Genomic DNA, 24,844 nt, shown 5'->3' on the forward strand with positions numbered 1-24,844 from the left:
CGAAAGGACGACGTGCCGATGATCCGGCAGTGGCAGCTGCGTACCGCGTTCGCCGCGCGGCTCTCGGAGATGTACGGGCGGGAGGTCCCCGCGTACACGACGCTCGTGGACGTCTCCCGCGAGGTCAACGAGGACGTCCTGCGCGCACGGGGCGCCGACGCCGAGCGCCTGGGGTCCATCGGCCGGGTCACCGCCGAGCGGCACGGCGCCATCCGGGTCGGCACGCCCGCCGAACTGCGCCAGGTCGCCCGCGTCTTCGGCGCACTGGGCATGCGCCCGGTCGGCTTCTACGACCTGCGCGAGACCGCCGCGAGCGCGCTGCCCGTCGTGTCGACAGCGTTCCGCCCCGTCGCCGCGGACGAGCTGGCCCGCAATCCCTTCCGCGTCTTCACCTCCCTGCTCACCGTCGACGACCCGCGCTTCTTCGACGCCGGCCTGCGCACCCGCCTCACCGCGTTCCTCGCCGGGCGCTCGCTGTTCCCGCCGGAGCTGCTCGCCCTCGCCGACCGCGCCGAGGCCGAGGGGGAACTGCCGCAGGACGCCGCCGAGCGGTTCCTCCATCTCGCCGTGCACGCCTTCGAGTTGTCGGCCGAACCCGTCGACAGGGCCTGGTACGAGACCCTCGCCCGGGTCTCCGCCGTCGCCGCGGACATCGGCGGCGTGCGCAGTACGCACATCAATCACCTCACCCCGCGCGTCCTGGACATCGACGAGCTGTACCGGCGCATGACCGCACGCGGCATCGAGATGATCGACACCATTCAGGGCCCGCCGCGCTGGCCCGGCCCCGACGTCCTCCTGCGCCAGACGTCCTTCCGCGCCCTCGCCGAACCGCGCGCCCTGCGCACCCCGGACGGCCATGTGACCCGCGGCGCGCTGCGGGTGCGCTTCGGCGAGGTCGAGGCGCGCGGGATCGCCCTCACCCACGAGGGCCGCGCGCTGTACGACCGGCTGCTCGCCCTCGTCGACGAGCGCGCGGCGCATCGGCCGCCCGCGGACCGCGACGGCATCGCCCGCGCCCTGTGGACGGAGCACCTGCCCGCGACCGAACGCGAACTCGCCGCCCAGGGGCTCGGGTTCTTCACCTACGACGCGGTGCCGGAGCGCCCCTTGGACGGCGGCAGCCCGCCCTCCGGCATCGGCGCCCTCCTGCGTGACGGCTGGGTGCGCGCCGAGCCGATCGTCTACGAGGACTTCCTGCCCCGGTCCGCCGCGGGCATCTTCCAGTCCAACCTCGGCGACAAGGGGTCGAGGAACAGCGGGGCGGACGGCGTCTCGTACGACGCCGCGTGGCTGGCCGGTGCGCTGGAGCGCGACGTGCTCGACCCCTTCGCACTGTACGGGCGGGAGCAGAGCCGCTCCCTGGACCGGGTCGCCGCCGCACTGGGTCTGCCCGGCCCGCCCGCACCCGGCGCCTAGGTCAGGGCCGGGCCCAGGTCACTTCGCCGACAGGCGGCGCACGGCCGCCAGGGCGCGGTCGGCGTGGGCGCTCATCCGCAGCTCGCTGCGGACCACCTCGGCGACGGTGCGGTCCTTGCCGATGACGAACGTGACGCGCTTGGTGGGCGCCAGGGAGAAGCCGCGCGTCACACCGAACCGGCCGCGCACCTCGCCCTCGGGGTCCGAGAGGAGGGGGAAGCCCAGCGTGTGCTTGCCCACGAACTCCCGCTGGCGCTCCACCGCGTCGCCGCTGATGCCCACGGGCCGCGCCCCCGCGGCCTCGAACTCCGCGGCCAGATCGCGGAAGTGGCAGGCCTCCGCCGTACAGCCGGGCGTCAGGGCCGCCGGGTAGAAGAACAGCACCACGGGACCGTCTTCGAGGAGCGCGCCGAGCCGCCTCGGGGTGCCCGTCTCGTCGGGCAGCGTGAAGTCCTCGACGGTGTCACCGACCGCCACGCGCGCCGTCATCGTCCGCTCCCCCACGCCCCACGGTCACAACGCTGCACGGTGCCTCCTCGTTCGACGGGAGCGAAACCCTACTCGATGGTAGGCGCGGGCCGTCGACGGGCCTCCCGACCAGGCCGGATCTTCCGTGCTGACCTCGTGCGATGCTGGGGCACGCGCGCGGCCCGGGACGGCGGCCGGGCGGATGGCGAGGGAGAGAACGGCATCTCGATGGCAGCGGCACGACGGACAGCGAAGGGCGTCTGGGACCGTTTCTCGGCGTCCGACCCGGGACTCCTGCGCCTCATGGCGGGGCTGCGCACGGTCGGGGCCATCCTGCTCGCCCTCGCCGTCCTTGCCCTGCTCGGCACCTCGGTCACCCATCTCGTGGCGGGCGCGATGACCGCCATGGTCGCCACGTTCGCGATCCAGGAGAAGGAGGTGCGCGGGCAGGCCGTCACGCTGCTGCTCGGCGTGCCCGTCGCGCTCGCCGCGATATCCCTGGGCGCGCTGCTCAACTCCCGTGTCGTCGCCGGTGACGTCTTCTTCGTCCTGCTGATCTTCGGCGCGGTGTACTCGCGCCGGTTCGGCGACCGCGGCACCGCGCTCGGCCTGATCGGCTTCCAGGTCTACTTCGTCTCCCTCTTCGTGAACGCCGAGGCCTCGGCGCTGCCGGGACTCTTCCTGACGCTCGCCGTCGCCTTCGCGGCCAGCGCGGTCGTACGGTTCGCGGTGGTGCCCGAGACGCCCGAGCGGACCCTGCAGCGCCTGCGCGAGGCGTTCCGGGCGCGGCTCGCCCAGCTCATCGCCCACCAGATCGAGTTGCTCGACGCCGGCACCGACGACGTGGACGACGTCCTCGACGCCCTGCGGCGCAGCACCGCCCGGCTGCACGAGGCCGCGCTGATGATCCAGGGCCGCCTGGAGGAGGGCACCCGCGACGCGGCGGCGGCCGCGCTCCTGCAGCGCAGGGTCGCCGACGCCGAGATCGCCGCGGAACGCCTCGGCGTACTGCTGCTCAACGCCCGCAGCGCGGAGCGCGTGGACACCCTGACCCTGCATCTGCCGGACGCGTCGGCCATGCCGCCCCGCGCGAAGATCGCCGAGGACGCGGGCACGGCGCTGCGCAGGGACCTGAACGCGCTGCATCTGCTCGTGGTGCGCCTGGTGCCCGACGACCGCGGCACCGCATTGCCGTACGTACGCAACAGGCTGCTCGGCTACCGCGAGGAGCAGGGCCTCCCCAAGGGCCCGCCCGCCGTCCAGGACTGCTTCCGTGCCGTCGGTGAGGCCGCGCGCGCCATCCTGGGCCTGCGTCTCGCCGTCGACGGGTCGCGGGACGAGGAGTACGACACCCCGGAAGCGGCGCGTTCCCGCGAGGAGTTCGAGGCCGAGGAGATCTCCTTCTCCGGCGGGGCGGAGGAGGACGAGGAGGAGCGGACCGGGCTGAGACGGCCCACGACCAGGGCGGCCGTGCAGGTGTCCGTGGGCTCGGCGCTGGCCATCGTCGGGGGCGAGTTCCTGTCCACGCAGCGCTGGTACTGGGCGGTCCTGACCTGCTGGGTGGTCTTCCTCAACACCGCGTCCACCGGCGAGATCGTGGTCAAGGGCTACCGCCGTCTGGTGGGCACGGTGCTCGGCGTGGTGGCGGGCGTGGCGCTCGCGGGCGCCGTCGGGAACCACACCTGGATCGCGTTCGCCCTCGTGCTGCTCTGCGTCTTCGGGATGTTCTTCACCGCTCCGCTGTCGTACGCGATGATGTCGTTCTTCGTCACGGCCATGCTGGGCCTGCTCTACACCCTCCTCAACACCTACAGCCTCGACGTGCTCGTGCTGCGCATCGAGGAGACGGCGCTCGGCGCGGCCTGCGGCATCATCGCCGCCGTGCTCGTCCTGCCGGTGCGCACCTCGCACCGCACCGACGAGGAGCTCGGCACCGTCCTCGCGCGGCTGCGGGACGTCGTGTCGGCGGCGGTCGCCCAGCTCAGCGGCGGGCCCGCGGTCGATCTCGTCGACCTGGCACGGGATCTGGACACCGCCCTGGACGATCTGCGCAGCTCCACCAAGCCGTTGACGCATCCGATCGCCCCGCTGCGGGCCAGGCGGCAGACCGCCCGCTATGTGGTGGCGCTCCTGGAGACGTGCGCGTATCACGCGCGGTCCCTCGCGGCGACCGCGGAGTTGGTGCCGTCCAGCAAGAGCGTCGCCGCCGACGCGCGGCTCGCGCTGGCCGGGCGGCGCATCACGCACAACATCGATCTGATCGCCGCGCAGGTGCGCGACGAGGAGCCCGATGGCGCCATCGAGTCGGGTGCCAGCATCGCCGCCATGCTGGACAGCGGCCGTCACGAAGTGCTGCGGACCGGTTCGGTGGCCTTCCGTGTGCTGCGGCATCTGCAGCGGCTCGACGAGGGCATCGTGGGTCTGGCCCGGCCGCTCGGGGTGCCGCTCGCGGGGCGCGAGGAGAAGGCGGCGGCCGCGGCGAAGTCCTGAGGCCGGAGCGGCGTACGGACGGGCGCCCGGCCCGTCACTCCCCGCGCAGTTCCTCGACGACCTCGCGCAGGACCGGCCGGGGAATCTCCGGCAGCAGCATCGCGAAGGCCAGCACGAACCTGCCGAGCAGGAACGTGGTGTCCGGCGTCCTGCGGACGATCTCCTGAACGGCGCTCACGTCCTCCCTGGCGACCGCCTCCAGCAGCTCCCCCACGTCCGGCCCCGCACCGCCCTCGGTGAGCACGTCGCGGTCGCCGAAGTCGGCCCTGCGCACCATGTGCCGCAGCACCTGGTCCCCCGCCTCGGGCAGATACGCCTTGCGAACGCCCTCGTTGGCGATCCAGCACAGCGCGGACACCAGATCGGTGGTCCGCTCGTCCGCGCCGAACTCCTCGACCAGGGCGTCGTACGCGAGTTGGTTCCCGTGCCGGAACGCGAGCAGCAACCGGGCCGCCCGCGACTTGGCCTCGGTCACCTGCTCCTCGGACACTTCGGCCCGCTCGTCCGATTCCTGCTTGTTTACGCCCATCTAGTACATGTTAACGATCACTGTGCGGGAGTCGTCGGGCCCCCGTCCCCCGGCGATCACCGCACCCACGCGCTGTACGACATGACGTCCCCGGCCTGCACCCCATAGGTGCGGTCGCCCTTGGTGTAGGTGTCCTCCAGGCCGAGGACGGCGCCGGTGGACGGGTCGAGGATCAGCATCCGCCGCAGTCCTGCGGCCTCGTACACATAGACCTGCCCCGGGCGGCCCAGGCGGTCGGTGATCGCTCCGGCGGGGCGCAGTCCTTCGGCGTCGGCGAGGATCCGGATGAGGGCGGCCGACTCGCGTGCGCCCGGGGTCCAGTGGTCGAGGAACGTGGCCACCGCGTCCAGGAGTTCGCCGGTGCCGGAGAGGGGGGTGCGGTCGCCGGGGTGGCCGAGTTCGGCCAGGTAGGCGCGGAGGGCCTCGGGGGTGTGCGGGGGGCGGGACTGCGGAGGGGCGGTCCCGCGGCTCGGCGGGAACGTGCGGTCGCTGAGCACCTTGCCGTCGGTGACCGTGCGCAGGCCGCCGTCCCCGTCGGCGATGACGGACTTGCCGGGGCGGCGGGGGTCGGACGCCACGACCAGTTCCGTGTGACTCCCGTCCGCCTTCCAGCGGGTGACCCGCTCTTCGGGAAGCGTGATCGGCGCGGCGGCGCCGGGCCCCGACTCCAGGGCGAGGTTCCACGTCTGGACGTGGGTGCCGCGGCGCAGCCGGGTCGCGTCCTCGGCCTCCGCGGCGGCCGCCGCCCGGTCGGCGAGCCGCTCCAGCGGCAGCGGCGTGGAGCCCGCCCGCAGGCTCAGGGGGTGGGGCGCGGCGACCGCGGGCGCGCTGGTGGGGCCCGCGAGCACGAGCGCGAGGGCGACCGCTGCGGCGGCCCCGATCATCTCGATGCCCCAGACCAGGCGCCGCACCTGGCGCACGGGGCGCGGCCGCGCCTCCCGCCGCCGGGGCGCGGAGGCGCTGTGCAGGAGCTGGTTCAACTGCCGTTCCGCGTGCGGGGGCAGGGGCCTGCCGGGCCCTTCGTGGAACCGGGGGTCGTCGCGGGGCACGGGGTTCGCGCCGCGCAGCAGGGCGAGTTCGTCGTCAGGTGCCATGGCCGTGGTCCTCCGGGACAGTGGCGCGGGTCTCTTCGGGGGCGGGCCGTTCGGCGGGGGCGGGCCGCATGCGGTCTATCTCGGCTCTCAGCCGGCGGCGGGCGCGGTGCAGCCGCATCGCCGCCGCACGGGTGCCGCAGCCGAGGGCGACCGCGAGTTCTTCGGTGTCCAGTTCCTCCCAGGCGGTCAGGCGCAGCACCTCCTGGTCGGACGGGGAGAGGAGGTGCAGGGCGTCGTGCACCCACTCGCCGGGGCGGTCGGCCTCCGGGCCCGCCACGACGTCCCTGCGGTGCCGGGCCTCGTCGTTGCCGAGCCGTTCGACCAGGCGTCTGCGGCGCCCGTATCCGCGCACCGTGTTCGCCAGACAGTGCCGCGCCACCCCGTACAGCCAGGGCAGGGCGAACGGCGGCAGATCGGCGCGGCGGCGCCAGGCCACGGCGAACACGTCGGCCACCACCTCCTCGGTGTCGCTCGTCGGGCCGCCGTGCCGCCGTGCCACGTAGCGGCTGACCGCCCAGTAGTGCTCGCGATAGGCAGCGGCGAAGTTTTCGTCGTCGCTCACAGTCCTGAAGTGTCCGGCACGGCCCCGGTCGTCACACCTGCGGGTGTGATCCATGTCGCTCCCGCCCGCTGTCACAGAACCGGGTCCGCCGGACACAGGCGGGGCATGGACAGCAACACCGTCAAGCCGCCGCTCGCGCGTGCCTCAGATGCCGGTTCCCACGCCGGTCCCGCTCCCGCTTCCCGCTCCGTCCCCGTACGTACGGACGGTCGGTCCCTCAGTCCCGGACGGGCCGTCATCAAGTGGCTGACCAGCACGGACCACAAGACGATCGGCACGCTCTATCTGGTCACGTCGTTCGTGTTCTTCTGCATCGGCGGAGTCATGGCGCTCTTCATGCGCGCCGAACTGGCCCGTCCCGGCACGCAGATCATGTCGAACGAGCAGTTCAACCAGGCGTTCACGATGCACGGCACGATCATGCTGCTGATGTTCGCGACGCCGCTGTTCGCGGGCTTCGCGAACTGGATCATGCCGCTGCAGATCGGTGCACCGGACGTCGCCTTCCCGCGACTGAACATGTTCGCCTACTGGCTGTACCTGTTCGGCTCGCTCATCGCGGTCGGCGGCTTCCTCACCCCCCAAGGCGCCGCCGACTTCGGCTGGTTCGCCTACAGCCCGCTGTCGGACGCGGTCCGCTCGCCGGGCATCGGCGCGGACATGTGGATCATGGGTCTGGCCTTCTCCGGCTTCGGCACGATCCTCGGCTCGGTCAACTTCATCACCACCATCATCTGCATGCGCGCGCCCGGCATGACGATGTTCCGCATGCCGATCTTCGTGTGGAACGTGCTGCTGACCGGTGTGCTGGTCCTGCTGGCCTTCCCGGTCCTCGCGGCCGCGCTGTTCGCCCTGGAGGCGGACCGTAAATTCGGTGCCCAGATCTTCAATGCTGCCAACGGCGGCCCGCTGTTGTGGCAGCACCTCTTCTGGTTCTTCGGCCATCCAGAGGTGTACATCATCGCCCTGCCGTTCTTCGGCATCATCTCCGAAGTCATTCCGGTGTTCTCGCGGAAACCGATGTTCGGCTACATGGGTCTCGTCGGCGCGACGATCGCGATCGCGGGCCTTTCGGTGACGGTGTGGGCGCACCACATGTACGTCACGGGCGGCGTGCTCCTCCCGTTCTTCTCCTTCATGACGTTTCTGATCGCCGTGCCGACAGGAGTGAAGTTCTTCAACTGGATCGGCACCATGTGGCAGGGATCGCTGAGTTTCGAGACCCCGATGCTGTGGGCGGTCGGCTTCCTCATCACGTTCCTGTTCGGTGGCCTGACGGGTGTCATCCTGGCCTCGCCGCCGATGGACTTCCACGTCTCGGAGTCGTACTTCGTGGTCGCGCACTTCCACTACGTCATCTTCGGCACCGTGGTGTTCGCGATGTTCTCCGGATTCCACTTCTGGTGGCCCAAGTTCACCGGCAAGATGCTCGACGAGCGGCTCGGCAAGATCACCTTCTGGACGCTGTTCGTGGGCTTCCACGGCACGTTCCTGGTGCAGCACTGGCTGGGCACCAACGGAATGCTGCGCCGGGTGCCGGACTATCTGGCGGCGGAAGGGCTGACGACGCTCAACACGGTCTCGACCATCTTCTCCTTCCTGCTCGGCCTGTCCTTCCTGCCCTTCATCTACAACGTCTGGAAGACCGCCAAGTACGGCAAGAAGATCGAGGTCGACGACCCCTGGGGATGGGGCCGTTCGCTGGAGTGGACGACGTCGTGCCCGCCGCCGCGGCACAACTTCGCATCCCTGCCCCGCATTCGCAGCGAATCCCCCGCGTTCGACCTGCACCACCCCGAGATCGCGGCCGCCGAACACCGGGCCCTGCGATGACGGCGATGGACGACCGCCCGGTGAACGACCGCGCGAGGGACGGCCACGCGGTGCACGACTGCAGGGTGGACGCCCGCACCCTGGTCAACGAGATCGAGGGCCATCTCCTCGTCGAGGCGGCCCGCGCCGAGGGCCGGACCGCGGCCGAGCGGTTCACCGAGCGGCTCCCCTGGCTGACCGACGCCCAACGCGCCGAGACCGAACGGTGGTACGCCGAGGAGCACGTGGAGCTCACCCGGCTCGGCTGGCAGCACATCGCCCGGCGGACCGGGCAGCTGCGCACCGAGTACGAGGAGACGTACCGGCTGCTGCGCCGACGCCTCCTCGTGCGCTGCCAGGTGGTGGTCGGCTGTCTGCTGGCGGTCGTCCTGGCGCTTGAGGTGGCGGGCCGCTAGGACGTCACCGTTTCCACCGGGCCGCGTGGGCCGTGGCGAAGTCGGCGAAGGAGCGCGGTGGCCGGCCCGTGACGCGCTCCACGGCCGGGCTTGTGCGGTCCTCCGCTCCCTCGGCGATGGCCTCGTCCATGCCCGCGAGGAGTGCGGCGAACGGCTCGGGTATGCCCGTGGCGGTCAGCCGGTCCCGCAACTCCGTGTACGGGACGGGGCGATGACGCACGGTTCGGTGGGCGGCGCCGGAGATCGCCTCGGCGACGGCGGCGTAACTGAGCGCCTGAGGGCCGGTGATGAGGTGGGCGGTGTTGTGCGGCCGCTCGTCCATCAGGGCCCGCGCGCCGACCTCGGCGATGTCCTCGGCGTCGACGAAGGCGACGCGGCCCTCGCCGGTGGCCGTCACGATCTCGTCGTGGTCGCGGATGCTGTGGGCATGGAGGTGGTCGCCGGTGAAGTTCTGCATGAACCAGGAGGGTTGGAGCACGGCCCACTGCGGGAAGCGCGCGGGCAGGGCGCGGTGGACCTCGCCCAGGCCGCCGTCCGTCGCCGCGATCGCCGACGAGCTGAGCAGCACCACCCGGTCGACCCCTGCCCCCGCGTGCCAGGTCGAGGAACGGGAGCAGGTGTGCGGCGGGGTCCGGTGCGGCGGTGGGCGGCACGAGGTAGACGCGGCGTACGCCGTCGAGGGCCGGGGCGTGGGTCGCGGTGTCCTGCCAGTCGAAGCGCACCGCGGCGCCGCCGGTGCCTCGGTCCGGGTGCCTGCTCGCCGTCCGGACCCGGTGGCCCGCGGCGGTCAGGCGGGCGGCGACGCGGCTGCCGGTGGTGCCGGTGCCGCCCGTCACCAGGATCGTCCCGCCGTGGCCGGTCATCGGGCCCACCCCGCGAACGGCGCGTCGGTGCCGCCCGCGATCTCCAGGGCGACCAGGGGGTTCCAGTAGTCGCGGTAGTGGGTGAACAGCCCGTCCTTGACGGTGACGACCGCGACGTACGCCATCTCGAAGGGCTCCCCCGTGGCCACCGACCGTCCCTCGGAACGCATTTCGACGATGACGACGTCGGGGTCGCCGGTCCGGTGGATCTCGGCGTACGGGGTGGCGGCGAGGTCGATGTGGTCGGGGAACGCGGTCATATAGGCGTGGATGGCCGCCCTGCCGTCGAGGCTGCGCGGGGCGCCGGGCGGGGCGAAGGGGAACTCCATGACGCCGTCGTCCGCCCAGAGGTCGACCCAGCCGCCGTAGTCCTTGGCGAGGAGGAGTGTGAGGCCGTGCCTGAAGAGGCCTTCGGGGGTGGTGCCGTTCGTTCCGGTCATGGCGATGCCTTTCCCTGGTCACGGCTGAGCCCGCGATAGCATGCGGACCAGCGGTCCGGATCGACTATACGGACCGCCGGTCCGTTTTTCTAGTGGAGGCACCGTGACACCACCCCCGCGCAAGGTCCGCGCCGACGCCCAGCGCAACCGCGAGGCCGTACTGGCCGCCGCCGAGCGGCTGTTCACCGAGCGCGGCGACCCCGACCGGGTCTCCATGGACGACATCGCCACGGCGGCCGGGGTCGGCAAGGGGACGCTGTTCCGCCGCTTCGGGGACCGCGTCGGACTGGTCAAGGAACTCGTCGAGCGGCGCACCGAGCAACTGCGGGCCGACGTGGTCGCGGGTCCCCCGCCGCTCGGCCCCGGCGCCCCCGCCGACGAACGCGCCCTCGCGCTGCTCGACGCCCTCCTGGCACTCAAGCTGGACACCCGTCCGCTCATGCTCGCCCTGGAGAACGCGGGCAGCGGCAGCCCCTACCTCAACACCACGTACAGCCTGTGGCACGCCGAACTCACCGCCCTGCTCACCGAGGCCCGCGGCAAGCAGAACGCCGACTTCCTCGCGCACGCCCTGCTGGCCGCCGTGCGCAGCGACCTCATCGAGCACCTCAGTGCGGGCGGCACCCCGCCCCGGCGGATCCACGACGGGGTGGCCGCGCTCGCCCGGGCGGTCCTTGCGACGGAGGCCTGAACCCGGGCGCGCGGAGGGCCGCCGCCTACCGGAAGGTGCCGTCGAACCAGGCCAGGACGCGGGGCTTCTCGTCGCAGCCCTTGAGCAGCTCGGATTCCAGGTGGTCGCCGTACCGCACGACCGGCGGCGCGAAGCAGCGCGCGGGAACGACGGGCTGCCCCAGGTACCAGCCGGACGCGAACACGGCGACCAGGACGGCGGCGGCTCCCAGACGGCGCCGGGTGAACCACGCGGATGTCGATATGCGCATGATCATGGAGCCTACGGACGCTCTTCCCGCGCCCCGCGGCCGGGGCCCGATCGACGCACCGGTGCGGCCGCGGACCGTGCGGCCAGCAGCTTCTCCGCCAGCACACGGCAGCGCTCCGTCAGCTCCGGCGGGTCGATGACCTCGAAGTCGTGCCCCAGCAGCAGCACATGCATGAGCACCCGGTCCAGGCCGCCGGCGCCGCTGAGCACCTCGCAGCGGCCGCTCCCCCGCTCTCGTACGACGGCGGCCGACGCCGGGATCTGTGCGCGCACCGTGTCGGCCGACGCGTGCACGAGGAAGCTCGCCCGGTGCGGGTAGGCCCGGCTCGCCACGCCCTCCTGCACGTACGTCGCCGCGTCGGGCGCATCGCGCGGGGCGAAGCGCCAGGTCCGTGCGGACACGTCCGTCATCCGGTCGACGCGGAAGGTGCGCCAGTCGTCGCGGTCGAGGTCGTACGCGAGGAGGTACCAGCGCCGGTCGGAGGCGACCAGGCGGTAGGGCTCGACCCGCCGTTGCCGCACCTCGCCCCCTGACGGGTAGGTGAAACCGGCCTCGACCTCGTCGCGGCAGGCCCTGGCCAGCGTCATGAGGACCACGGGGTCGACCGGTGCCTGGCCCGCGCCGAACAGTTCCACCGAGCCCGCGAGCGCGCGCACTTCGTGCCGCAGCCGGGTGGGCAGCACCTGGTCGAGCTTGGTCAGGGCCCGCAGCGCGGCGTCACCGGCACCGGCGACCGCGCCGCCCGCCCCCGCCATCAGCGAGACCGCGGTGGCGATCGCCTCCTCGTCGTCGAGCAGCAGCGGCGGCAGGTCCTGCCCGGGGCCGAGCTGATAGCCGCCGCCGACGCCCTGGCCCGCATGCACCGGATAGCCGAGCGTGCGCAGCCGTTCGACGTCGCGCCGCACCGTGCGCGTCGTGACCCCGAGCCGTTCGGCGAGCTCGGGGCCCGTCCAGACCCGGCGCCGCTGCAGCAGCCCGAGCAGGGTGAGCACCCGCTCCGTCGTACCTCGTTCGTCACCGTTCGCCGCGTTCATGGCGCCCACCCTGACAGAGATGGCGGAACGATCCTGTCCGCCAGGGGTGTCAGGGTGGCTCCATGGACGCAGACGCAGACATAGACGTACATATGGATGCAGTTGACGCATTCGACTGGAACAGGACGCTGCGCGAGCAGTGGGAATTCCACTGGAACCATCAGATCCGGGCCCGGCTCACGGGCCTCACCGACGACGAGTACTTCTGGTCGCCCGTGCCGGCCTCCTGGAGCGTGCGGCCACGCGGCACCTCGACGGCGCCCCTTCAGGTCGGCGCCGGAGACTTCACGATCGACTACGCCTTCCCCGAACCGGTACCCGCGCCCTTCACCACGATCGCCTGGCGGCTCGGGCACGTCGTCGCCGGCGTGCTCGCCATGCGGAACGCGACGCACTTCGGCGCGCCCGCGGCGTCGTACGAGACATGGGAGTACGCCGGCAGCGCCGCCACCGCGCTCGACCAGCTGGAGGCGCAGCTCGCCATCTGGCTGGCCGGGGTGTCCGGACTCGACAAGGCCGCGCTCCGGGTCCCGGTCGGCGCGAAGGAGCCCTATCCGGACACCCCCATGGCCGATCTGGTGCTGCACGTCAACCGCGAGCTGATCCACCATCTGTCCGAGGTCTGCCTGCTGCGCGACCTCTATCCGCACACGCGTCACACGATGAACGGAGCCACCCGATGAGCCGCACCTTCCAGGTCACGTTCGACGCCCACGACCCGCGGGCCCTGTCGGCCTTCTGGCGCGACACGCTCGGCTATGTCCACCCCGCCCCGCCGGGAGTCGACCTGCCCGAGGGCGCCGACGTGATGGCCGCCTGGGACGAGTTCCTCGTGCGGATCGGTGTGCCGGAGGAGGAGCGCAGCCTGCGCTCGGCCATCGAGGACCCGGACGGGCACGGCCCGCGGGTGTTCTTCCAGCGGGTGCCGGAGGACAAGGTCGCCAAGAACCGCGTCCACCTCGACATCCGCGCGGCCCCGGGACTCCAGGGAGAGGCGCGGATGGCGGCGCTGGAAGCCGAGTGCGACCGGCTCGTCGCCCTGGGCGCGACGCGGGTGCGCCGCGACGAGCCCGCTCCCCCGCTGAGCGCCGGTCACATCGTGATGACCGACCCCGAGGGCAATGAGTTCTGTCTGGACTGAGACCGCCCGGCCGTCAGCGCGGCCGCAGACCGTCCAGCGTGATGTCGATGAACCGGCGCCAGTCGCCGATGGCGTTGCGGCTGAGGATCGCCACGGCGCCGACGGTCATATAGAGGTCGGCCACGGTCACGTCATCACGCAGGGCGCCGTCCGCGCGGCCGCGGCTCACCAGCGTCTCGCCGACCGCCAGGAGCGCGTCGCCGACCGCGCCCCGGGGAGCGGTGGATCCGAAGGTCGCCTCGATCACCCCGGAGAGCCCGCGGCCCTGCTCGTGCACCTCGCCCACGTGGGTCAGGAAGCAGAGCAGCGCCCGGCGGGTGTCCGGCTCGGGCAGGCACTGCTGCTCGACGTGGGCGAGGATCCCCGCGAACCGTTCTTCGGTGATGGCCTCGATCAGGGCCTGCCGGGTCGGGAAGTGCCGGTAGACGGTCCCGACGCCGACCTCGGCCGCCCGGGCCACCTCCGCCATCTGCACCTCGTCCCCGCGCTCGGCGAAGAGCTTCCCCGCGACTTCGAGGACCCGCAGACGGTTGCGCTCCGCGTCGGCCCGTGACGGTCTTGACATCTCGCCGCTTCCTCTGGTCAGCTCGTAAACGGAATCGGATTCCGCATCCGTTTACGAGAGGATAGCTCATGCCCGAGAACCGTTTCATCCTCCTGGAGCCGGGAGCCTCGCGCCCGACCCGCGTACCGCTGCCGCCCTCGATGACCGTCAAGGCACGGACCGACGACACCGAGGGCCGGTTCTCCCTGATGGAGGTCGTCGTCGCCCAGGCCATCCCGCGGCATGTCCATCACGTCGCCGACGAATGCGTCTATGTGCTCGACGGCGAGCTCACCGTGGAGTTCGACGACCGGACCCGGACGGTCGGGGCGGGCCAGTTCGTCCTGCTGCCGCACGGCATCCCGCACGCCCTGCGCCCCGCGAGCACCCCACCGCCCCGCGTGCTCCAGATCTCCTCGCCCGGCGGCTGGGAGTGCTTCCTCGAGGACATGATCGAGAACCGTACGCAGATCAGCAGGAAGGGCAGCCTCGACCCCGCCGCGCTCAACCGGATTGCCGCCAAGTACCAGATCACGTACGAGGAGACCCCGGCGTGAGCCTCTCGCGCTGACGCGGGACCGGGCGATCAGGCCGGGCTGCCCTGCTCGGTGATCAGCTTGAGCATGGCCTGGGCCGTACTGACGTCGGGGTCGTCGTCATGGCCCCCGAGGCCCTCGGAGGCGGCGGCTTCGGCGGAGCGGGGGAACATGGCCTGCTCGTACGCGAAGAGGGCCGCCTCCACGTCGTCGGGCCGCGCGGCCAGGGCCTTGCCGAGTTCGGCGCCGTCGAGCATGGCCAGGTTGGCGCCCTCGCCGTTCGGGGGCGCGAGATGGGCGGCGTCACCGAGCAGGGTCACGCCCGGCACCCGGTCCCAGCGGTGCTCCGTCGGCAGGGTGTACAGGGCGCGCAGGACCGGCGCGGTGTCGCTGTCGGTGATCAGCGCGGTGAGTTCGGGCGCCCAGCCGTCGAACTCCCGGGCGATCCGCGCTGCGGCCGCGGCGGCGTCGGTGAAGTCGATGGCATCGAACCACTCCTGCGGCCGGTGGAGACCCACATAGGCGTGCAGGGTGTCGCCCTTCTCCCGGTGGGCGAAGATCTCCCGGTCCGCCGAGGGCGCGATCATCATGCCGCCGCCGACCGCTTTCGCGGCCGCGGGGTGACGGGTGTCGGCGTGGAACAGATAGGTCTCGACGACCGACCTGCCCGTGTACGCGGGTACGGCGGTGGAGAGCAGCGGCCGCACGCGTGACCATGCGCCGTCCGCGCCGACCAGCAGGCCCGTGGTGATCGCGGTGCCGTCGGCGAAGGTCACCTCATGGCGGCCTCCGGCGAGGGCGCGCACGCCGCCGACCTTGTGACCCCATCGCACGGTCCCCGCCGGGAGCGAGTCGAGCAGGATCTGCCGCAGCTCGCCGCGCTGCACCTCGGGGCGTCCGCCCGTCCCGTCGTCGGGCTGGTCGTGCAGGACGGTCCCGTCCCGCTCGACGAGCCGCAGCGCCTGGCGGCCCTCGATGACGACGGCGTGGAACGCGTCCATCAGACCGGCGGCGGCGAGGGCGAGTTGGCCGTTGTAGTCGTGGATGTCGAGCAGCCCGCCCTGCGCACGCGCCCTCGGGGAGGACTCCGCTTCGTAGACCGTGGCCGGGATGCCGTGGACGTGCAGGACACGGGCCAGCGTGAGCCCGCCGAGTCCTGCGCCGACGATGGTGACGGGGGTGTGCATGGTGGCTCCTCCGGGTCGGGACCGCCCGGTGGTCTCCGGCGGCCGTCCCTGGCACGGTGCAGGACCCCTCCGACAGGCCACCGACAGCGCACCGACAGCCGCCGACAAGCGGCAGATCCCCGAGAAGCCACGCGTCAGCAGACCTCGCCCGGGGCGGCCGCCGTCGCCCTGAGCAGGTCGCGCACCAGGTCGAAGTCGACGGCGTCGGGCCTGTCATGGCGTACGGCGTGCCGGTCCATGAGCGGGACGGTGTCGCCGAGATCGCCTTCGTGAGCCGGCGGCAGTACATCACCTCGCTGAGCCCCGCCAACTCGGCACGGCACAGCCGTCGCAGCCCGGCGAGGGCCTCCCTGCGCTCGACCGGCACCTCGGCCGGATACCCGTCGACGTCTGCCGCCTCGCTCCGCACCATGCGGCGAGCCCAGGGCCTGTCCGGCGGATCAGGGGGCGTCCACTGTCCGCCACCGACCACCCGCCGCCTCTGGCGCATCCGCGTCTTCACTTCACCGTTGGTCCAGACCTACCATCGGGGTGACATGGCCACGAGGGCGATCCGATCCCCGGGCGGCGCGGCACGCGCGGTCCTGCTCCTCGTCGTCCTCCTCCTGACCGGAGTGCCCGGTGACGCGGAGCCATCGGCTTCGCCCGCCGCGGCAGTCGCCCCCGAGCGCGGAGCGCCTCTCGGCGTCTCCGCCCCACAGGCCGCGGAACGCGACGGAACCGGCAGCTGCCGCGGAAGCGGGACAGGAACGCCCCGCGGACCGGAGGCGCTGCCGGGACCCGAGCAGCCCGCACCGCCCAGCCCCCAGTGCGCTCCCCCGTCGCCTCCCCCGCACGACGACGTGCCGAGCGGCCTGGCCTCAACTCACCCCGCAGCGAGCTCCGTAGACCTGTTCAGAACGCAAGTGATCAGAACCTAGACGGTCTCTCTCCGTCCCCACCCCACCGGCACCGCCGGTGGGCTCCCCTGCTGCACCTTCGTCAACGAGAGAGAGTTCCCATGTCCCTTTCCTCCCGCACACGCACCGCTCCCCCCGCCCACGCCGCCTCCTCGCGTCCCGGCCATGACATCGGCCTTGTGCTGCTGCGCGGCACGGTCGGCCTGACGATGGCCACGCACGGAACGCAGAAGCTCTTCGGCTGGTTCGACGGATCCGGGATCGACGGCACCGCGGACCACTTCGCCGCCGACGGCTACGCGGCCGCCGAGACCATGGCCGTGGTCGCCGGGCTCACCGAGACCCTCTGCGGTCTGGGCCTCGCCATCGGCCTGCTCCATCCGCTCGCGGCCGCGGGCATCATCGGCATCATGCTCAATGCCATCGCCACGAAGTGGGGCAACGGCTTCTTCAACCCGAGCGGCATCGAGTACGACCTCGTGCTCCTTGCCGCCGCCGCGGGCCTGGCACTGACCGGCCCCGGCCGCTTCGCCGCCGACCGACTGCTGCCCGCCCTGCGTGCGCACCGGACGGCCCACGGCGCCGGAGCCATCGCGCTCGGCGCCCTCACGGCCGCGATCGTGCTGGTGGCTCTCCGCGACTGAATGCCGCACGCCACACCCCCGGGGCCCCTTCCGGCAGGGGCCCCGGGGTGCCGGACTCACCAGATCCGTACGCGCTCCGCCGGGTCGAGCCACAGGCCGTCGCCCTCCGCCGTGCCGAAGGCCTCGTGGAACTCGTCGAGGTTGCGGACGATGTTCGCCCGGAACTCCGGCGGCGAGTGCGGGTCGATGGTCAGGTACTGCTGCTCCTGCTCCTTGCGCCGCTTGGTGCGCCAGCAGTACGACCAGTTCATGAAGAGCCGCTGGGTGCCGGTGAGCCCGTCCGCCGCGGGGAGTTCACCGCCCGCCAGCGAGATGAGGTACGCCGTGTGCCCGATGGTCAGGCCGCCCAGGTCGCCGATGTTCTCGCCGACGGTCAGGGAGCCGTTGACGAACTCGCCGGGCAGATTGCGGGGCGAGAAGCCGTCGTACTGCTTGATGAGCGCCTTCGACTTGGCCTCGAACGCCGTCTTGTCGTCGGCGGTCCACCAGTCGTTGAGGTTGCCCGCACCGTCGTACTGCGCGCCCTGGTCGTCGAAACCGTGGCCGATCTCGTGGCCGATGACCGCGCCGATGCCGCCGTAGTTCTCCGCCACGTCGGCGTCGGGCGCGAAGAACGGCCGCTGCAGGATGCCCGCGGGGAAGCAGATCTCGTTGGTGCCCGGGTTGTAGTACGCGTTGACCGTCTGCGGCAGCATGAACCACTCGTCGCGGTCGACCAGCGAACCGATCTTGGCGATCTGCCGGTCGGACTCGAACGCGGCGGCCGCCTGCGCGTTGCCGAGCAGGTCGTCGGCGCTGACCTGGAGCGCCGAGTAGTCCCGGAAGGCGTCCGGGTAGCCGATCTTGGGGCGGAACGTGGCGAGCTTCTCGTACGCCCGTTCCTTCGTCTCGTCGGTCATCCAGTCCAGACGGGTGATCGACTGGCGGTAGGCCTCCAGGAGGTTGGCGACGAGGTCGTCCATCATCGCCTTGGAGGACGGCGGGAAGTGCCGGGCGACGTACTCCTTGCCGACGGCCTCGCCGATGGCGCCCTCCACGAACGCGACCGCGCGCTTCCAGCGGGCCCGCAGCTCCGGGGTGCCGTTGAGGGTGCGGCCGTAGAACTCGAAGTTGTTGCGGACGAATTCATCGGAGAGGTACGGCGCGCAGGCGCGCAGCACCCGGGTCAGCGTCCAGTCCCGCCACTGCTCGATCGGCACCTCCGCGAGGAGCGTGGAGAGGTGCGCGAGGTAGGACGGCTGGCGGACGCAGGTCTCGGCGATCGTGGCGTCCGAGCCGCCGAGGCCCTCGGCGTAGCCGCGCCAGTCGAACTCCGGGGCGAGCGCGGTGAGTTCGTCCAGGGTGGTGAGGTTGTACGTCTTCAGCACGTCACGGGTCTCGGCCCGCTCCCAGTGGCCCGCGGCGAGCTTCGTCTCCAGGGCGAGCACACCGCGCGCGGCGGCCGCGGGCTCGGCGTGCTTGCCGAGCGTGAGCAGCTCGGTGAGGTGGGCAACGTACTTGTCGCGGATCTCGGCGAACTTCTCGTCGCGGTAGTACGACTCGTCGGGCAGGCCGAGGCCGCCCTGGAGGATGTTGAAGAGGTAGCGGTCGGAGTCGCGGTCGTCCGAGTCGATGTACGCCCCGAAGAGGCCCGAGCCGCCGACGCGCTCGAAGCGGCCGAGGAACGCGGCCAGCTCCCGGGTGCTGCCCAGGCCCGCCACCTCGTCGAGCAGCGGCTGCGCGGGGGCGAGGCCGCGGGCCGCGATGGCCTCCTCGTCCATGAAGGAGGCGTACAGCGCGGCGATCTTCCGGGCGTCGTCGGAGGCCGTGCCCGCCTCGGCGGAGGCCTCCTCGGCCAGCTCCTGGATGATCGTCTTGACCTGCTGCTCGGCGGTGTCGGCCAGCTGCACGAAGGGACCCCAGCTGGAGCGGTCCTCGGGGATCTTCTCGGTGTCGAGCCAGTGCCCGTTGACGTGTCCGAAGAGGTCGTCCTGCGGTCGGATCTCGGGGTTCATGCCCGCGCGGGCGTCATCCAGAATGCTCATCCATGCAGCCTATGCGAGCGATCAGCCCGGCACGAAGGAGCTTTCGTCCGCCCAGGGCGGACAGGCCCGCGGCCCTTCAGTCCGTTCGCTCTGTTCAGCCCGTTCGTCCGTTCAGTCCGTGAACCGCTCCAGGATGCGGTCCATCCCGCTGTTCCAGTTCTCCTTCAGCGCCGCGACCGCCGCGTCCAGGTCTCCGCGCTGCAGGCACAGCGCGATCCGCTCGTGCTCCGCGGCCGAGCGCTCCAGGACGTCCTGGTCGCCGAGGGCCACGCGTTCGTAGCGGTGCATGGTGACCTTCAGGGACGTGATCAGCTTCATCAGGCGGTCGTTGGTGCAGCCCGAGAGGAGGAGGTCGTGCCAGGCGTCGTCGTAGCGCTCGATGACCTCGTGCGGGGCCTGCGGGACGGCGAAGGCGTGGGCCTCCTCCAGGAGGCGCGGGGCGATGTCCGCGAGGTGCTCGGGGGTGCTGGACTGCAGGGCCAGCGACTCCAGGGTGGCGACGATGGCCGTCAGATCGCGGAACTCCTGGGCGCTCAGCGGGGTGAAGCGGAAGCCCCTGCCGCGTTCACTGGTGATGACGCCCTCGCGCTCCAGCGTGATCAGCGCCTCGCGCAACGGCGTGCGGCTGACGCCGAGTTCGGTGGCGAGCTGCACTTCGTTGATCGTCTCGCTGGTCGCGATCGTGCCGCTGCCGAGGCGCCTGAGCAGTTCCTCCTTCACCTGCTCGCGCAGCGGACGGTTCTCGATTGGCATGTACGACGGCCCTCCCCTTAGGTGTGCTCGATTATCCGTTACCGGCAGGTCAAGCGGTACCGGCGCCGTCGACGGGAATGATCGCGCCGCTGATGAACGCAGCTGCGTCGGATGCCAGGAACGCCACGGTCCGCGCGATGTCGCGGGGCTGTCCGATCCGGCCGAGCGGGCGGTCGGCGGCGTCGGCGTAGAACGCGTCCGCCCGCTCCCCCAGCTGTCTGGCCTCCTCCGCGAGCATGCCGGTGGCGGTGTCACCGGGACATACGCAGTTGACGCGGATGTTGTCGGGGCCGTGGTCGATCGCCATGGCACGGGTCATGTTGACGACCGCGCCCTTCGACGCGCAGTACGACACCGCGCGGGCGCCGCCCGAAATCCCCCAGCCGGAACCGGTGTTGACGATCGAGCCGCCGCCCTGGGCCGCCATGCCGGGGACGACGAGGCGGCTCAGGAGCAGGATCGAGCGGACGTTCACCGCCATCACCAGGTCCCAGTCGTCCTCGGTGATGTCGCACACCGTGGAGCGGCGGATGATGCCCGCGTTGTTGAACAGGACGTCGACGCCGCCGAACCGCTGCCGCGCCGTGTCGACCACGCTCTCGCAGTCCTCGCGCCGCGAGACGTCGCACCGCACGAAGGTGCCGCCGGTGTCCTTCGCGGTCTGCTCGCCGCCGTCGGTGTCGATGTCGGCGAGCACGACGCGGGCGCCGAGCTCGGCGAGGACCTGTGCCGTGGCACGGCCGATGCCGGCGGCCGCGCCGGTGACGATGGCGCGCTTGCCGTCCAGAGAGATCATCGTGTGCTCCTTGTCCCTGAGGGGTTGTCAGCCGGTGGCGGGGTAGAGGGAGATGCGGCGGTGCCCGGTGAGCACGGGCAGGTATCCGGTCAGTTCGGCGTCCACGTCCGGGTCGCCGGTGTCCAGGAGCAGCGGGCGGCCGCCGAGCGCGGCCAGCTTGTGTTCCGGGCACAGCACGAGGAGCCGTTCGCGGCCGCCCGCGGCGCGCAGTACGCGCGGCGAGATCTGCTGGTTGCCCCGGCCGAGCAGGAAGCCCTGGCCGCCGATCGGGGACAGCGCGATCCAGCACGGGCCGCTGCCGATCCGGGCGAGCAGCCCGGTCTCGCCGGTGTCGCGCGCGACGACCTCGGCGCGGCCCGCGCGCACGGCGAGCACGTCGACCCCCGCGAGGGAGGCGTCGGCGCCGAGGGCACCGGCCACGGCGTGCGTGGTGCTGCCGGGGCCGAGGACGAGCAGGCCGTCGCCGACGCGTCCTGCGATCTCCGACGCGATGCCCGCGGACGCCTCCCCTGTGGTGGCCGTACTGCCCGTCTTGCGCTGCTGCACCCGCGCGGGCACGTCGGGCACGGGCAGCCACCCGAAGAGGCGCGAGGCCACGCGCCCCTCGCTCAGCGCGGTGTCGTCGCGGTCCATGACCTCGCCCTCCCGCAGCCGCACACCCCCGCCCCCGGCCAGCCACGCCGCCGCGACCTCGCCCGCCGCGCCCGGGCCGACCGCGAAGACCGCGGAGTGCATCTTGACGCCGGTCGGGATGCCGAGGACGGGACAGCGGGCGCCCTCCAGCGCGCCCAGCAGGTCCCGTGCGGTGCCGTCCCCTCCGGCGAAGAGAAGCAGCTCGACTCCCGCGTCGACGAGGGCGTGCGCGGCGGAGACGGTGTCGGCGGGGGTGGTGTCAGGAGGGGCGGTGCGGGTGGGCCAGGTGTCGCCGACCACCACCGGCGCCACCCCCGCCGCCCGCGCCGCGTCCGCCCCCATCGCCCCCGGCACCGTCACGACCACCAGGTCCAGGCCCAGCGCACGGCCTCGTTCCCGCAGCGCCCGCAGGGCCTGCGTCGCCCGTGGTCCCGCCGGCGGGCGTGCGCCCAACGCGACGGCGCGGCGCGGGCGTTCGGGACCGTCCGTGCCGCCCAGGCCGACGCGGCCGCCGAGGCCCGCGACCGGGTTGACCACGAGGCCGACGCGGGTCACGCCTGTTCGCCGAGGATCTTGCGGCGGTAGGCCCGCCAGGAAACCGCCCAGGTCTTCGGGTCGTCGAGGGCCTCGGGCCTGACGCGGTGGACGGTGGAGCGGTGCGGGGCCGTGCGTACGGTCTCCGGGTCGTCGTACGCCTCGCGTGCCACCTCCGCGAGGATCTCCGCGTACTCGTCGAGGTCGGCCCGTGAGTAGGACTCGGTCGGCTCCAGGGTCATCGGCTCGGGCACGACGTACGGGTGGTGGCTGGTCCAGTAGTGCGTGCCGAAGTCGGCGGCGCGCAGGCCGATGTCCTCGGAGTGCACGCCGGTGTCCTCGTACAGCTTCTGCCAGCTGTAGCGGACCTGTTCGACGCGCGGCCGTCCTTCGGCGTAGGGGACGCAGACGCCGGGGATCCGGCGGACCTTGTGGAGCAGGTAGTTGTTGTTGAGGACGGCCGTCTCGGCCGCGGCCCGCAGTCCGTCGGCGCCGAGGGACCTGATCCAGGCGTAGGCGCGCACCAGGTTCGGCACGACGCCGTGGAACGGGCGCATCTTGCCGACCGAGGAGGGCCGGTCGGAGTCCAGGAAGTGCCGGGTGCCGTCGAACTCGACGGTGGGGTAAGGGAGATAGGGCGCCAGTTCCTCCGTGACCGCGCAGGCTCCGGCCGCGGGTCCGCCGCACGCGTGCGGCGTCGAGAACGTCTTGTGCAGGTTGAAGTGGCACAGGTCGAAGCCCGCGTCCCTGGCGCGGGTGATGCCGAGGATGCCGTTGGCGTTGGCCTGGTCGTAGGAGCACAGGCCGCCGGCCGCGTGCACGATGCGTACGAACTCCTCGATGCGCGGGTTGTAGATGCCCGTGTCCTCGGGGTTGGTGATCAGCAGGGCCGCGGTGCGCGGGCCCGCCGCCGCCTTGAGGGCCTCGATGTCGGGGTAGCCGTCCGCGTCGGGGTGCAGAGTGATCACCTTGAAGCCCGCCGTCTTCGCGCAGGCCGCGTTCGAGGGGTGCGAGAAGACCGTCGTGATGATCTCGTCGCGCTGTTCGAGCTCGCCGCGTGCCGCGAAGTGGGCGCGGATCATGGCGACGTTGGTGTAGATCGCGGCGGAGCCCGCGGCGGGCTGGAGGGAGACCCGGTCCATGCCGGAGATCTCCTTCAGGAGCTGCTCCAGGTCGTGGATGATGCGCAGCACGCCCTGGACGGTGTCGTCGTCCTGGAGCGGGTGGAGGGCGGCGATGCGCGGGTCGCGCACGAACTGGTCGTTGACCTTGGGGCTGTACTTCATGGTGCAGGTGCCCTGGCCGACGTCGATGTTCAGGTCGGCGCCCAGGTTCTCCTGGGAGAGCCTCATGTAGTGCCGCAGGACCTGCTGTTGGGAGAGTTCGGGCAGCGCGGGCGGGGTGTCGCGGCGCAGCGCCGCCGGTATCTCCGGCACGTCGATCGACGGGTCGGGTGCGGGGACGAGGACGCCGCGCTCGCCCGGTGTCCCCAGTTCGAAGATGAGCTTCTCGTCCCAGGACGCCTGCTGGAACCGGCGCAGCCGCGGCTTCGGTGCGATCCGCGCCTCCTCCGGCGTCACGGACACGGGCGCGTGGTGGGCGCTCACTTGACGATCTCCTCCAGGGTCGTGGCGAGCCGGTCGATGTCGGCCTTGGTGTGGACCTCGGTGACGCAGTAGGCGGCCTCGCGTTCACCGGTCGGCAGGCCGCCGAAGATGCCGCGCTTCTTGAGGGCGTCGCGGATCTCGGCGGCCGTGCGGGAGCCCGGGTAGCGGACGGTGAAGTCGGCGAAGTGCAGTGCGTCGCCGAACGGCAGCTCCACGCCGGGGACTTGGGCGAGGCGTCGGCGTGCGTACGCGGTGAGCGCGAGGATCGTCTCGCCGATCTCGCGCATGCCCCGCGGGCCCATCAGCGCCAGATACACCCCGGCGCCGATGCCGTGCAGCGCGGCCGCGGTGCCGACCCACTCCTTGCCCTCCTCGCGCCGGGCGAAGGAGGTCCTTTCGTACGCGACGTCGCCGAAGCCGTATTCGCCGTCGACCGCGGTGGGCACCAGGCCGAAGAGCCGGGACGGGAACTCGGCGACGAGCCGTTCCTCGTCACGGGTGGCGATGAACCCGGCGTTGCCGCCGCCGAAGCTCTGGTGGATGCCGAGCGGCTGGATGTCGCCGCAGGCGATGTCCGCGCCGTACGAGGAGGGGGGCGCGAGCACGCCGAGGGTGAGCGGATTGCAGCCGACCACGTACAACGCCCCGGCACTGTGGGCGAGTTCGGCGAGTTCGGGGAGGTTCTCGTCGACGATTCCGGTGGCCGAGGGGGACTCCGCGTACAGGGCCGCCGTGTCGCCGGGGGCCAGCGCCTCGCTCACCGCGTCCAGGTCGGCGCGGCCGGTCTCCGGGTCCACGGGGACGACCGTCACGTCGTGGTCGGGGCGCACGTAGTCCCGTATGCGCGACAGCTTGTCGGCGTCGGTCGCCGTCGCCACGACGAGACGGCGGCGTCCGGTGATCCGGCCCGCCATGCGCAGCGCGGTGCCCGCTGCCTGGAAGCCGTCGTACACGGGGACGTTGACGACGTCGACGTCGAGCAGTTCGGCCATCATCGACTGGTACTCCCACAGCGCCTGGAAGCGGCCGTGGTCCTCGTAGGGCTCGCCCGCGTACGCGGTGAGGAACTCGCCGCGGTTGACGATCTCGTCGACCACCGCGGGGACGTGGTGCTGGTAGCAGCCGGAGCCGAGGAAGCTGAGGGCCTGCCGGGTGGTGACGTTGCGGGCGAGCAACTCCTCCATGTGCCGGACGAGTTCGGCCTCGGAGTGCAGTGCGGGCGGCAGGTCGAGGGGGCGGTGCAGACGGATCGCGTCGGGGATGTCGGCGTAGAACTCCTCGACGCTCGCCGCGCCGATCTCGTCGAGCATCGCCTGCCGGACGGCGGGCACCGCGTTCGGGATGTACGGGTGGGCAGAGGGCTGGGCCTGGGACGACGTCATGCCGCACCTTTCGCGTGAGCAGAGGCACGAGAAGCGGAGTGAGCAGAGGGCACGAGGAGCGGAACGGTCTTTGTGTGCAGGACCCTTGACGGCCGG

The 24,844-nt window shown here is 72.0% G+C and carries 24 protein-coding genes and 1 pseudogene; 9 read left to right on the plus strand and 16 right to left on the minus strand.

Features of this window, described 5'->3' with window-relative positions; genetic code table 11:
* Positions 1 to 18: 18 nt before the first annotated feature.
* A complete protein-coding gene (locus tag ACFWZ2_RS02410) occupies positions 19 to 1,419 on the plus strand; it encodes a 2-oxoadipate dioxygenase/decarboxylase family protein (RefSeq protein ID WP_384540602.1) in 1,401 nt (466 codons plus the stop codon).
* Positions 1,420 to 1,437: 18 nt separating this feature from the next.
* On the opposite strand, the gene ACFWZ2_RS02415 is transcribed toward ACFWZ2_RS02410, so the two are convergent.
* Positions 1,438 to 1,908, minus strand: a complete 471-nt coding sequence (locus ACFWZ2_RS02415) for a peroxiredoxin (RefSeq protein ID WP_384540605.1) — start codon at positions 1,906 to 1,908, stop codon at positions 1,438 to 1,440.
* Positions 1,909 to 2,115: 207 nt separating this feature from the next.
* Here ACFWZ2_RS02415 and ACFWZ2_RS02420 point away from each other — a divergent pair, with 207 nt between their 5' ends.
* A complete protein-coding gene (locus ACFWZ2_RS02420; RefSeq protein ID WP_384540608.1) occupies positions 2,116 to 4,377 on the plus strand; it encodes an FUSC family protein in 2,262 nt (753 codons plus the stop codon).
* A 34-nt stretch (positions 4,378 to 4,411) separates the two neighbouring features.
* Here ACFWZ2_RS02420 and ACFWZ2_RS02425 read toward each other — a convergent pair whose 3' ends face one another.
* Genes ACFWZ2_RS02425 through ACFWZ2_RS02435 form a run of 3 tightly spaced genes read right to left on the minus strand, consistent with a single transcriptional unit; the run spans position 4,412 to position 6,562 of the window.
* Positions 4,412 to 4,906 (minus strand): hypothetical protein, encoded by a 495-nt coding sequence (locus tag ACFWZ2_RS02425; RefSeq protein WP_384540611.1) that lies wholly within the window; start codon positions 4,904 to 4,906, stop codon positions 4,412 to 4,414.
* 56 nt (positions 4,907 to 4,962) lie between these two features.
* Positions 4,963 to 6,000 carry a CU044_5270 family protein gene (locus tag ACFWZ2_RS02430; RefSeq protein ID WP_384540614.1) on the minus strand — a complete coding sequence of 346 codons (1,038 nt, stop codon included), beginning with the start codon at positions 5,998 to 6,000 and terminating at the stop codon, positions 4,963 to 4,965.
* The gene (locus ACFWZ2_RS02435; protein WP_384540616.1) at positions 5,990 to 6,562 is read right to left on the minus strand and encodes an RNA polymerase sigma factor; all 573 of its coding nucleotides are present in this window, start codon (positions 6,560 to 6,562) and stop codon (positions 5,990 to 5,992) included. The genes ACFWZ2_RS02430 and ACFWZ2_RS02435 overlap by 11 nt, the downstream gene beginning before the upstream one ends.
* A 105-nt stretch (positions 6,563 to 6,667) precedes the next feature.
* On the opposite strand from ACFWZ2_RS02435, the gene ctaD reads away from it, so the two are divergent.
* Entirely contained in the window at positions 6,668 to 8,395 is a 1,728-nt protein-coding gene (gene ctaD / locus ACFWZ2_RS02440) for a cytochrome c oxidase subunit I (RefSeq protein ID WP_384540619.1), read from the plus strand.
* Between the two features lie 5 nt (positions 8,396 to 8,400).
* Positions 8,401 to 8,790: a hypothetical protein gene (locus tag ACFWZ2_RS02445; protein ID WP_384540622.1), complete on the plus strand. Its 390-nt coding sequence runs from the start codon at positions 8,401 to 8,403 to the stop codon at positions 8,788 to 8,790.
* 4 nt (positions 8,791 to 8,794) lie between these two features.
* Here the strand turns inward: ACFWZ2_RS02445 and ACFWZ2_RS02450 are convergent.
* Both ACFWZ2_RS02450 and ACFWZ2_RS02455 read right to left on the minus strand, forming a co-directional pair.
* Positions 8,795 to 9,653 (minus strand): annotated as a pseudogene (locus ACFWZ2_RS02450) (NAD(P)H-binding protein).
* A complete protein-coding gene (locus tag ACFWZ2_RS02455; RefSeq protein ID WP_384540625.1) occupies positions 9,650 to 10,093 on the minus strand; it encodes a nuclear transport factor 2 family protein in 444 nt (147 codons plus the stop codon). The pseudogene ACFWZ2_RS02450 and the gene ACFWZ2_RS02455 overlap by 4 nt, the downstream one beginning before the upstream one ends.
* Positions 10,094 to 10,196: 103 nt before the next feature.
* Between ACFWZ2_RS02455 and ACFWZ2_RS02460 the strand changes: the two genes are divergently transcribed.
* Positions 10,197 to 10,784 (plus strand): TetR/AcrR family transcriptional regulator, encoded by a 588-nt coding sequence (locus ACFWZ2_RS02460; RefSeq protein ID WP_384540628.1) that lies wholly within the window; start codon positions 10,197 to 10,199, stop codon positions 10,782 to 10,784.
* Positions 10,785 to 10,809: 25 nt separating this feature from the next.
* Here the strand turns inward: ACFWZ2_RS02460 and ACFWZ2_RS02465 are convergent, their stop codons facing one another.
* Complete coding sequence (locus tag ACFWZ2_RS02465) at positions 10,810 to 11,034, minus strand: hypothetical protein (RefSeq protein ID WP_384540631.1); 225 nt, start codon at positions 11,032 to 11,034, stop codon at positions 10,810 to 10,812.
* Positions 11,035 to 11,045: 11 nt separating this feature from the next.
* Entirely contained in the window at positions 11,046 to 12,068 is a 1,023-nt protein-coding gene (locus ACFWZ2_RS02470; RefSeq protein WP_384540633.1) for a helix-turn-helix transcriptional regulator, read from the minus strand.
* A gap of 62 nt (positions 12,069 to 12,130) precedes the next feature.
* On the opposite strand from ACFWZ2_RS02470, the gene ACFWZ2_RS02475 reads away from it, so the two are divergent.
* Positions 12,131 to 12,751: a DinB family protein gene (locus ACFWZ2_RS02475; RefSeq protein ID WP_384540635.1), complete on the plus strand. Its 621-nt coding sequence runs from the start codon at positions 12,131 to 12,133 to the stop codon at positions 12,749 to 12,751.
* Positions 12,748 to 13,209: a VOC family protein gene (locus ACFWZ2_RS02480; protein ID WP_384540637.1), complete on the plus strand. Its 462-nt coding sequence runs from the start codon at positions 12,748 to 12,750 to the stop codon at positions 13,207 to 13,209. Before ACFWZ2_RS02475 ends, ACFWZ2_RS02480 begins: the two co-directional genes overlap by 4 nt.
* A 13-nt stretch (positions 13,210 to 13,222) precedes the next feature.
* Here ACFWZ2_RS02480 and ACFWZ2_RS02485 read toward each other — a convergent pair whose 3' ends face one another.
* Entirely contained in the window at positions 13,223 to 13,774 is a 552-nt protein-coding gene (locus ACFWZ2_RS02485) for a TetR/AcrR family transcriptional regulator (protein ID WP_384540639.1), read from the minus strand.
* Positions 13,775 to 13,842: 68 nt separating this feature from the next.
* Between ACFWZ2_RS02485 and ACFWZ2_RS02490 the strand changes: the two genes are divergently transcribed.
* Positions 13,843 to 14,310, plus strand: a complete 468-nt coding sequence (locus tag ACFWZ2_RS02490; protein WP_384540642.1) for a cupin domain-containing protein — start codon at positions 13,843 to 13,845, stop codon at positions 14,308 to 14,310.
* 29 nt (positions 14,311 to 14,339) lie between these two features.
* On the opposite strand, the gene ACFWZ2_RS02495 is transcribed toward ACFWZ2_RS02490, so the two are convergent.
* Positions 14,340 to 15,476: an FAD-dependent oxidoreductase gene (locus tag ACFWZ2_RS02495; RefSeq protein WP_384540645.1), complete on the minus strand. Its 1,137-nt coding sequence runs from the start codon at positions 15,474 to 15,476 to the stop codon at positions 14,340 to 14,342.
* 1,000 nt (positions 15,477 to 16,476) lie between these two features.
* On the opposite strand from ACFWZ2_RS02495, the gene ACFWZ2_RS02500 reads away from it, so the two are divergent.
* The gene (locus ACFWZ2_RS02500) at positions 16,477 to 17,019 is read left to right on the plus strand and encodes a DoxX family protein (protein ID WP_384540648.1); all 543 of its coding nucleotides are present in this window, start codon (positions 16,477 to 16,479) and stop codon (positions 17,017 to 17,019) included.
* 56 nt (positions 17,020 to 17,075) lie between these two features.
* Here ACFWZ2_RS02500 and ACFWZ2_RS02505 read toward each other — a convergent pair whose 3' ends face one another.
* From ACFWZ2_RS02505 to gcvPA, 6 genes are all read right to left on the minus strand, one after another.
* Complete coding sequence (locus ACFWZ2_RS02505; RefSeq protein ID WP_384540649.1) at positions 17,076 to 19,043, minus strand: M13 family metallopeptidase; 1,968 nt, start codon at positions 19,041 to 19,043, stop codon at positions 17,076 to 17,078.
* A 111-nt stretch (positions 19,044 to 19,154) separates the two neighbouring features.
* Positions 19,155 to 19,796, minus strand: a complete 642-nt coding sequence (locus tag ACFWZ2_RS02510) for a GntR family transcriptional regulator (RefSeq protein WP_384540652.1) — start codon at positions 19,794 to 19,796, stop codon at positions 19,155 to 19,157.
* A gap of 49 nt (positions 19,797 to 19,845) precedes the next feature.
* Positions 19,846 to 20,592 carry an SDR family NAD(P)-dependent oxidoreductase gene (locus tag ACFWZ2_RS02515; RefSeq protein ID WP_384540656.1) on the minus strand — a complete coding sequence of 249 codons (747 nt, stop codon included), beginning with the start codon at positions 20,590 to 20,592 and terminating at the stop codon, positions 19,846 to 19,848.
* Between the two features lie 27 nt (positions 20,593 to 20,619).
* Positions 20,620 to 21,780, minus strand: coding sequence for an ATP-NAD kinase family protein (locus tag ACFWZ2_RS02520; protein WP_384540658.1), 1,161 nt, complete (start codon positions 21,778 to 21,780; stop codon positions 20,620 to 20,622).
* Complete coding sequence (gene gcvPB, locus ACFWZ2_RS02525; RefSeq protein WP_384540661.1) at positions 21,777 to 23,366, minus strand: aminomethyl-transferring glycine dehydrogenase subunit GcvPB; 1,590 nt, start codon at positions 23,364 to 23,366, stop codon at positions 21,777 to 21,779. The genes ACFWZ2_RS02520 and gcvPB overlap by 4 nt, the downstream gene beginning before the upstream one ends.
* A complete protein-coding gene (gcvPA, locus tag ACFWZ2_RS02530) occupies positions 23,363 to 24,748 on the minus strand; it encodes an aminomethyl-transferring glycine dehydrogenase subunit GcvPA (RefSeq protein ID WP_384540664.1) in 1,386 nt (461 codons plus the stop codon). The genes gcvPB and gcvPA overlap by 4 nt, the downstream gene beginning before the upstream one ends.
* Positions 24,749 to 24,844: the final 96 nt, after the last annotated feature.

The organism is Streptomyces sp. NPDC059002 (genome assembly GCF_042740435.1).
In the GTDB taxonomy this organism is placed as follows: domain Bacteria; phylum Actinomycetota; class Actinomycetes; order Streptomycetales; family Streptomycetaceae; genus Streptomyces.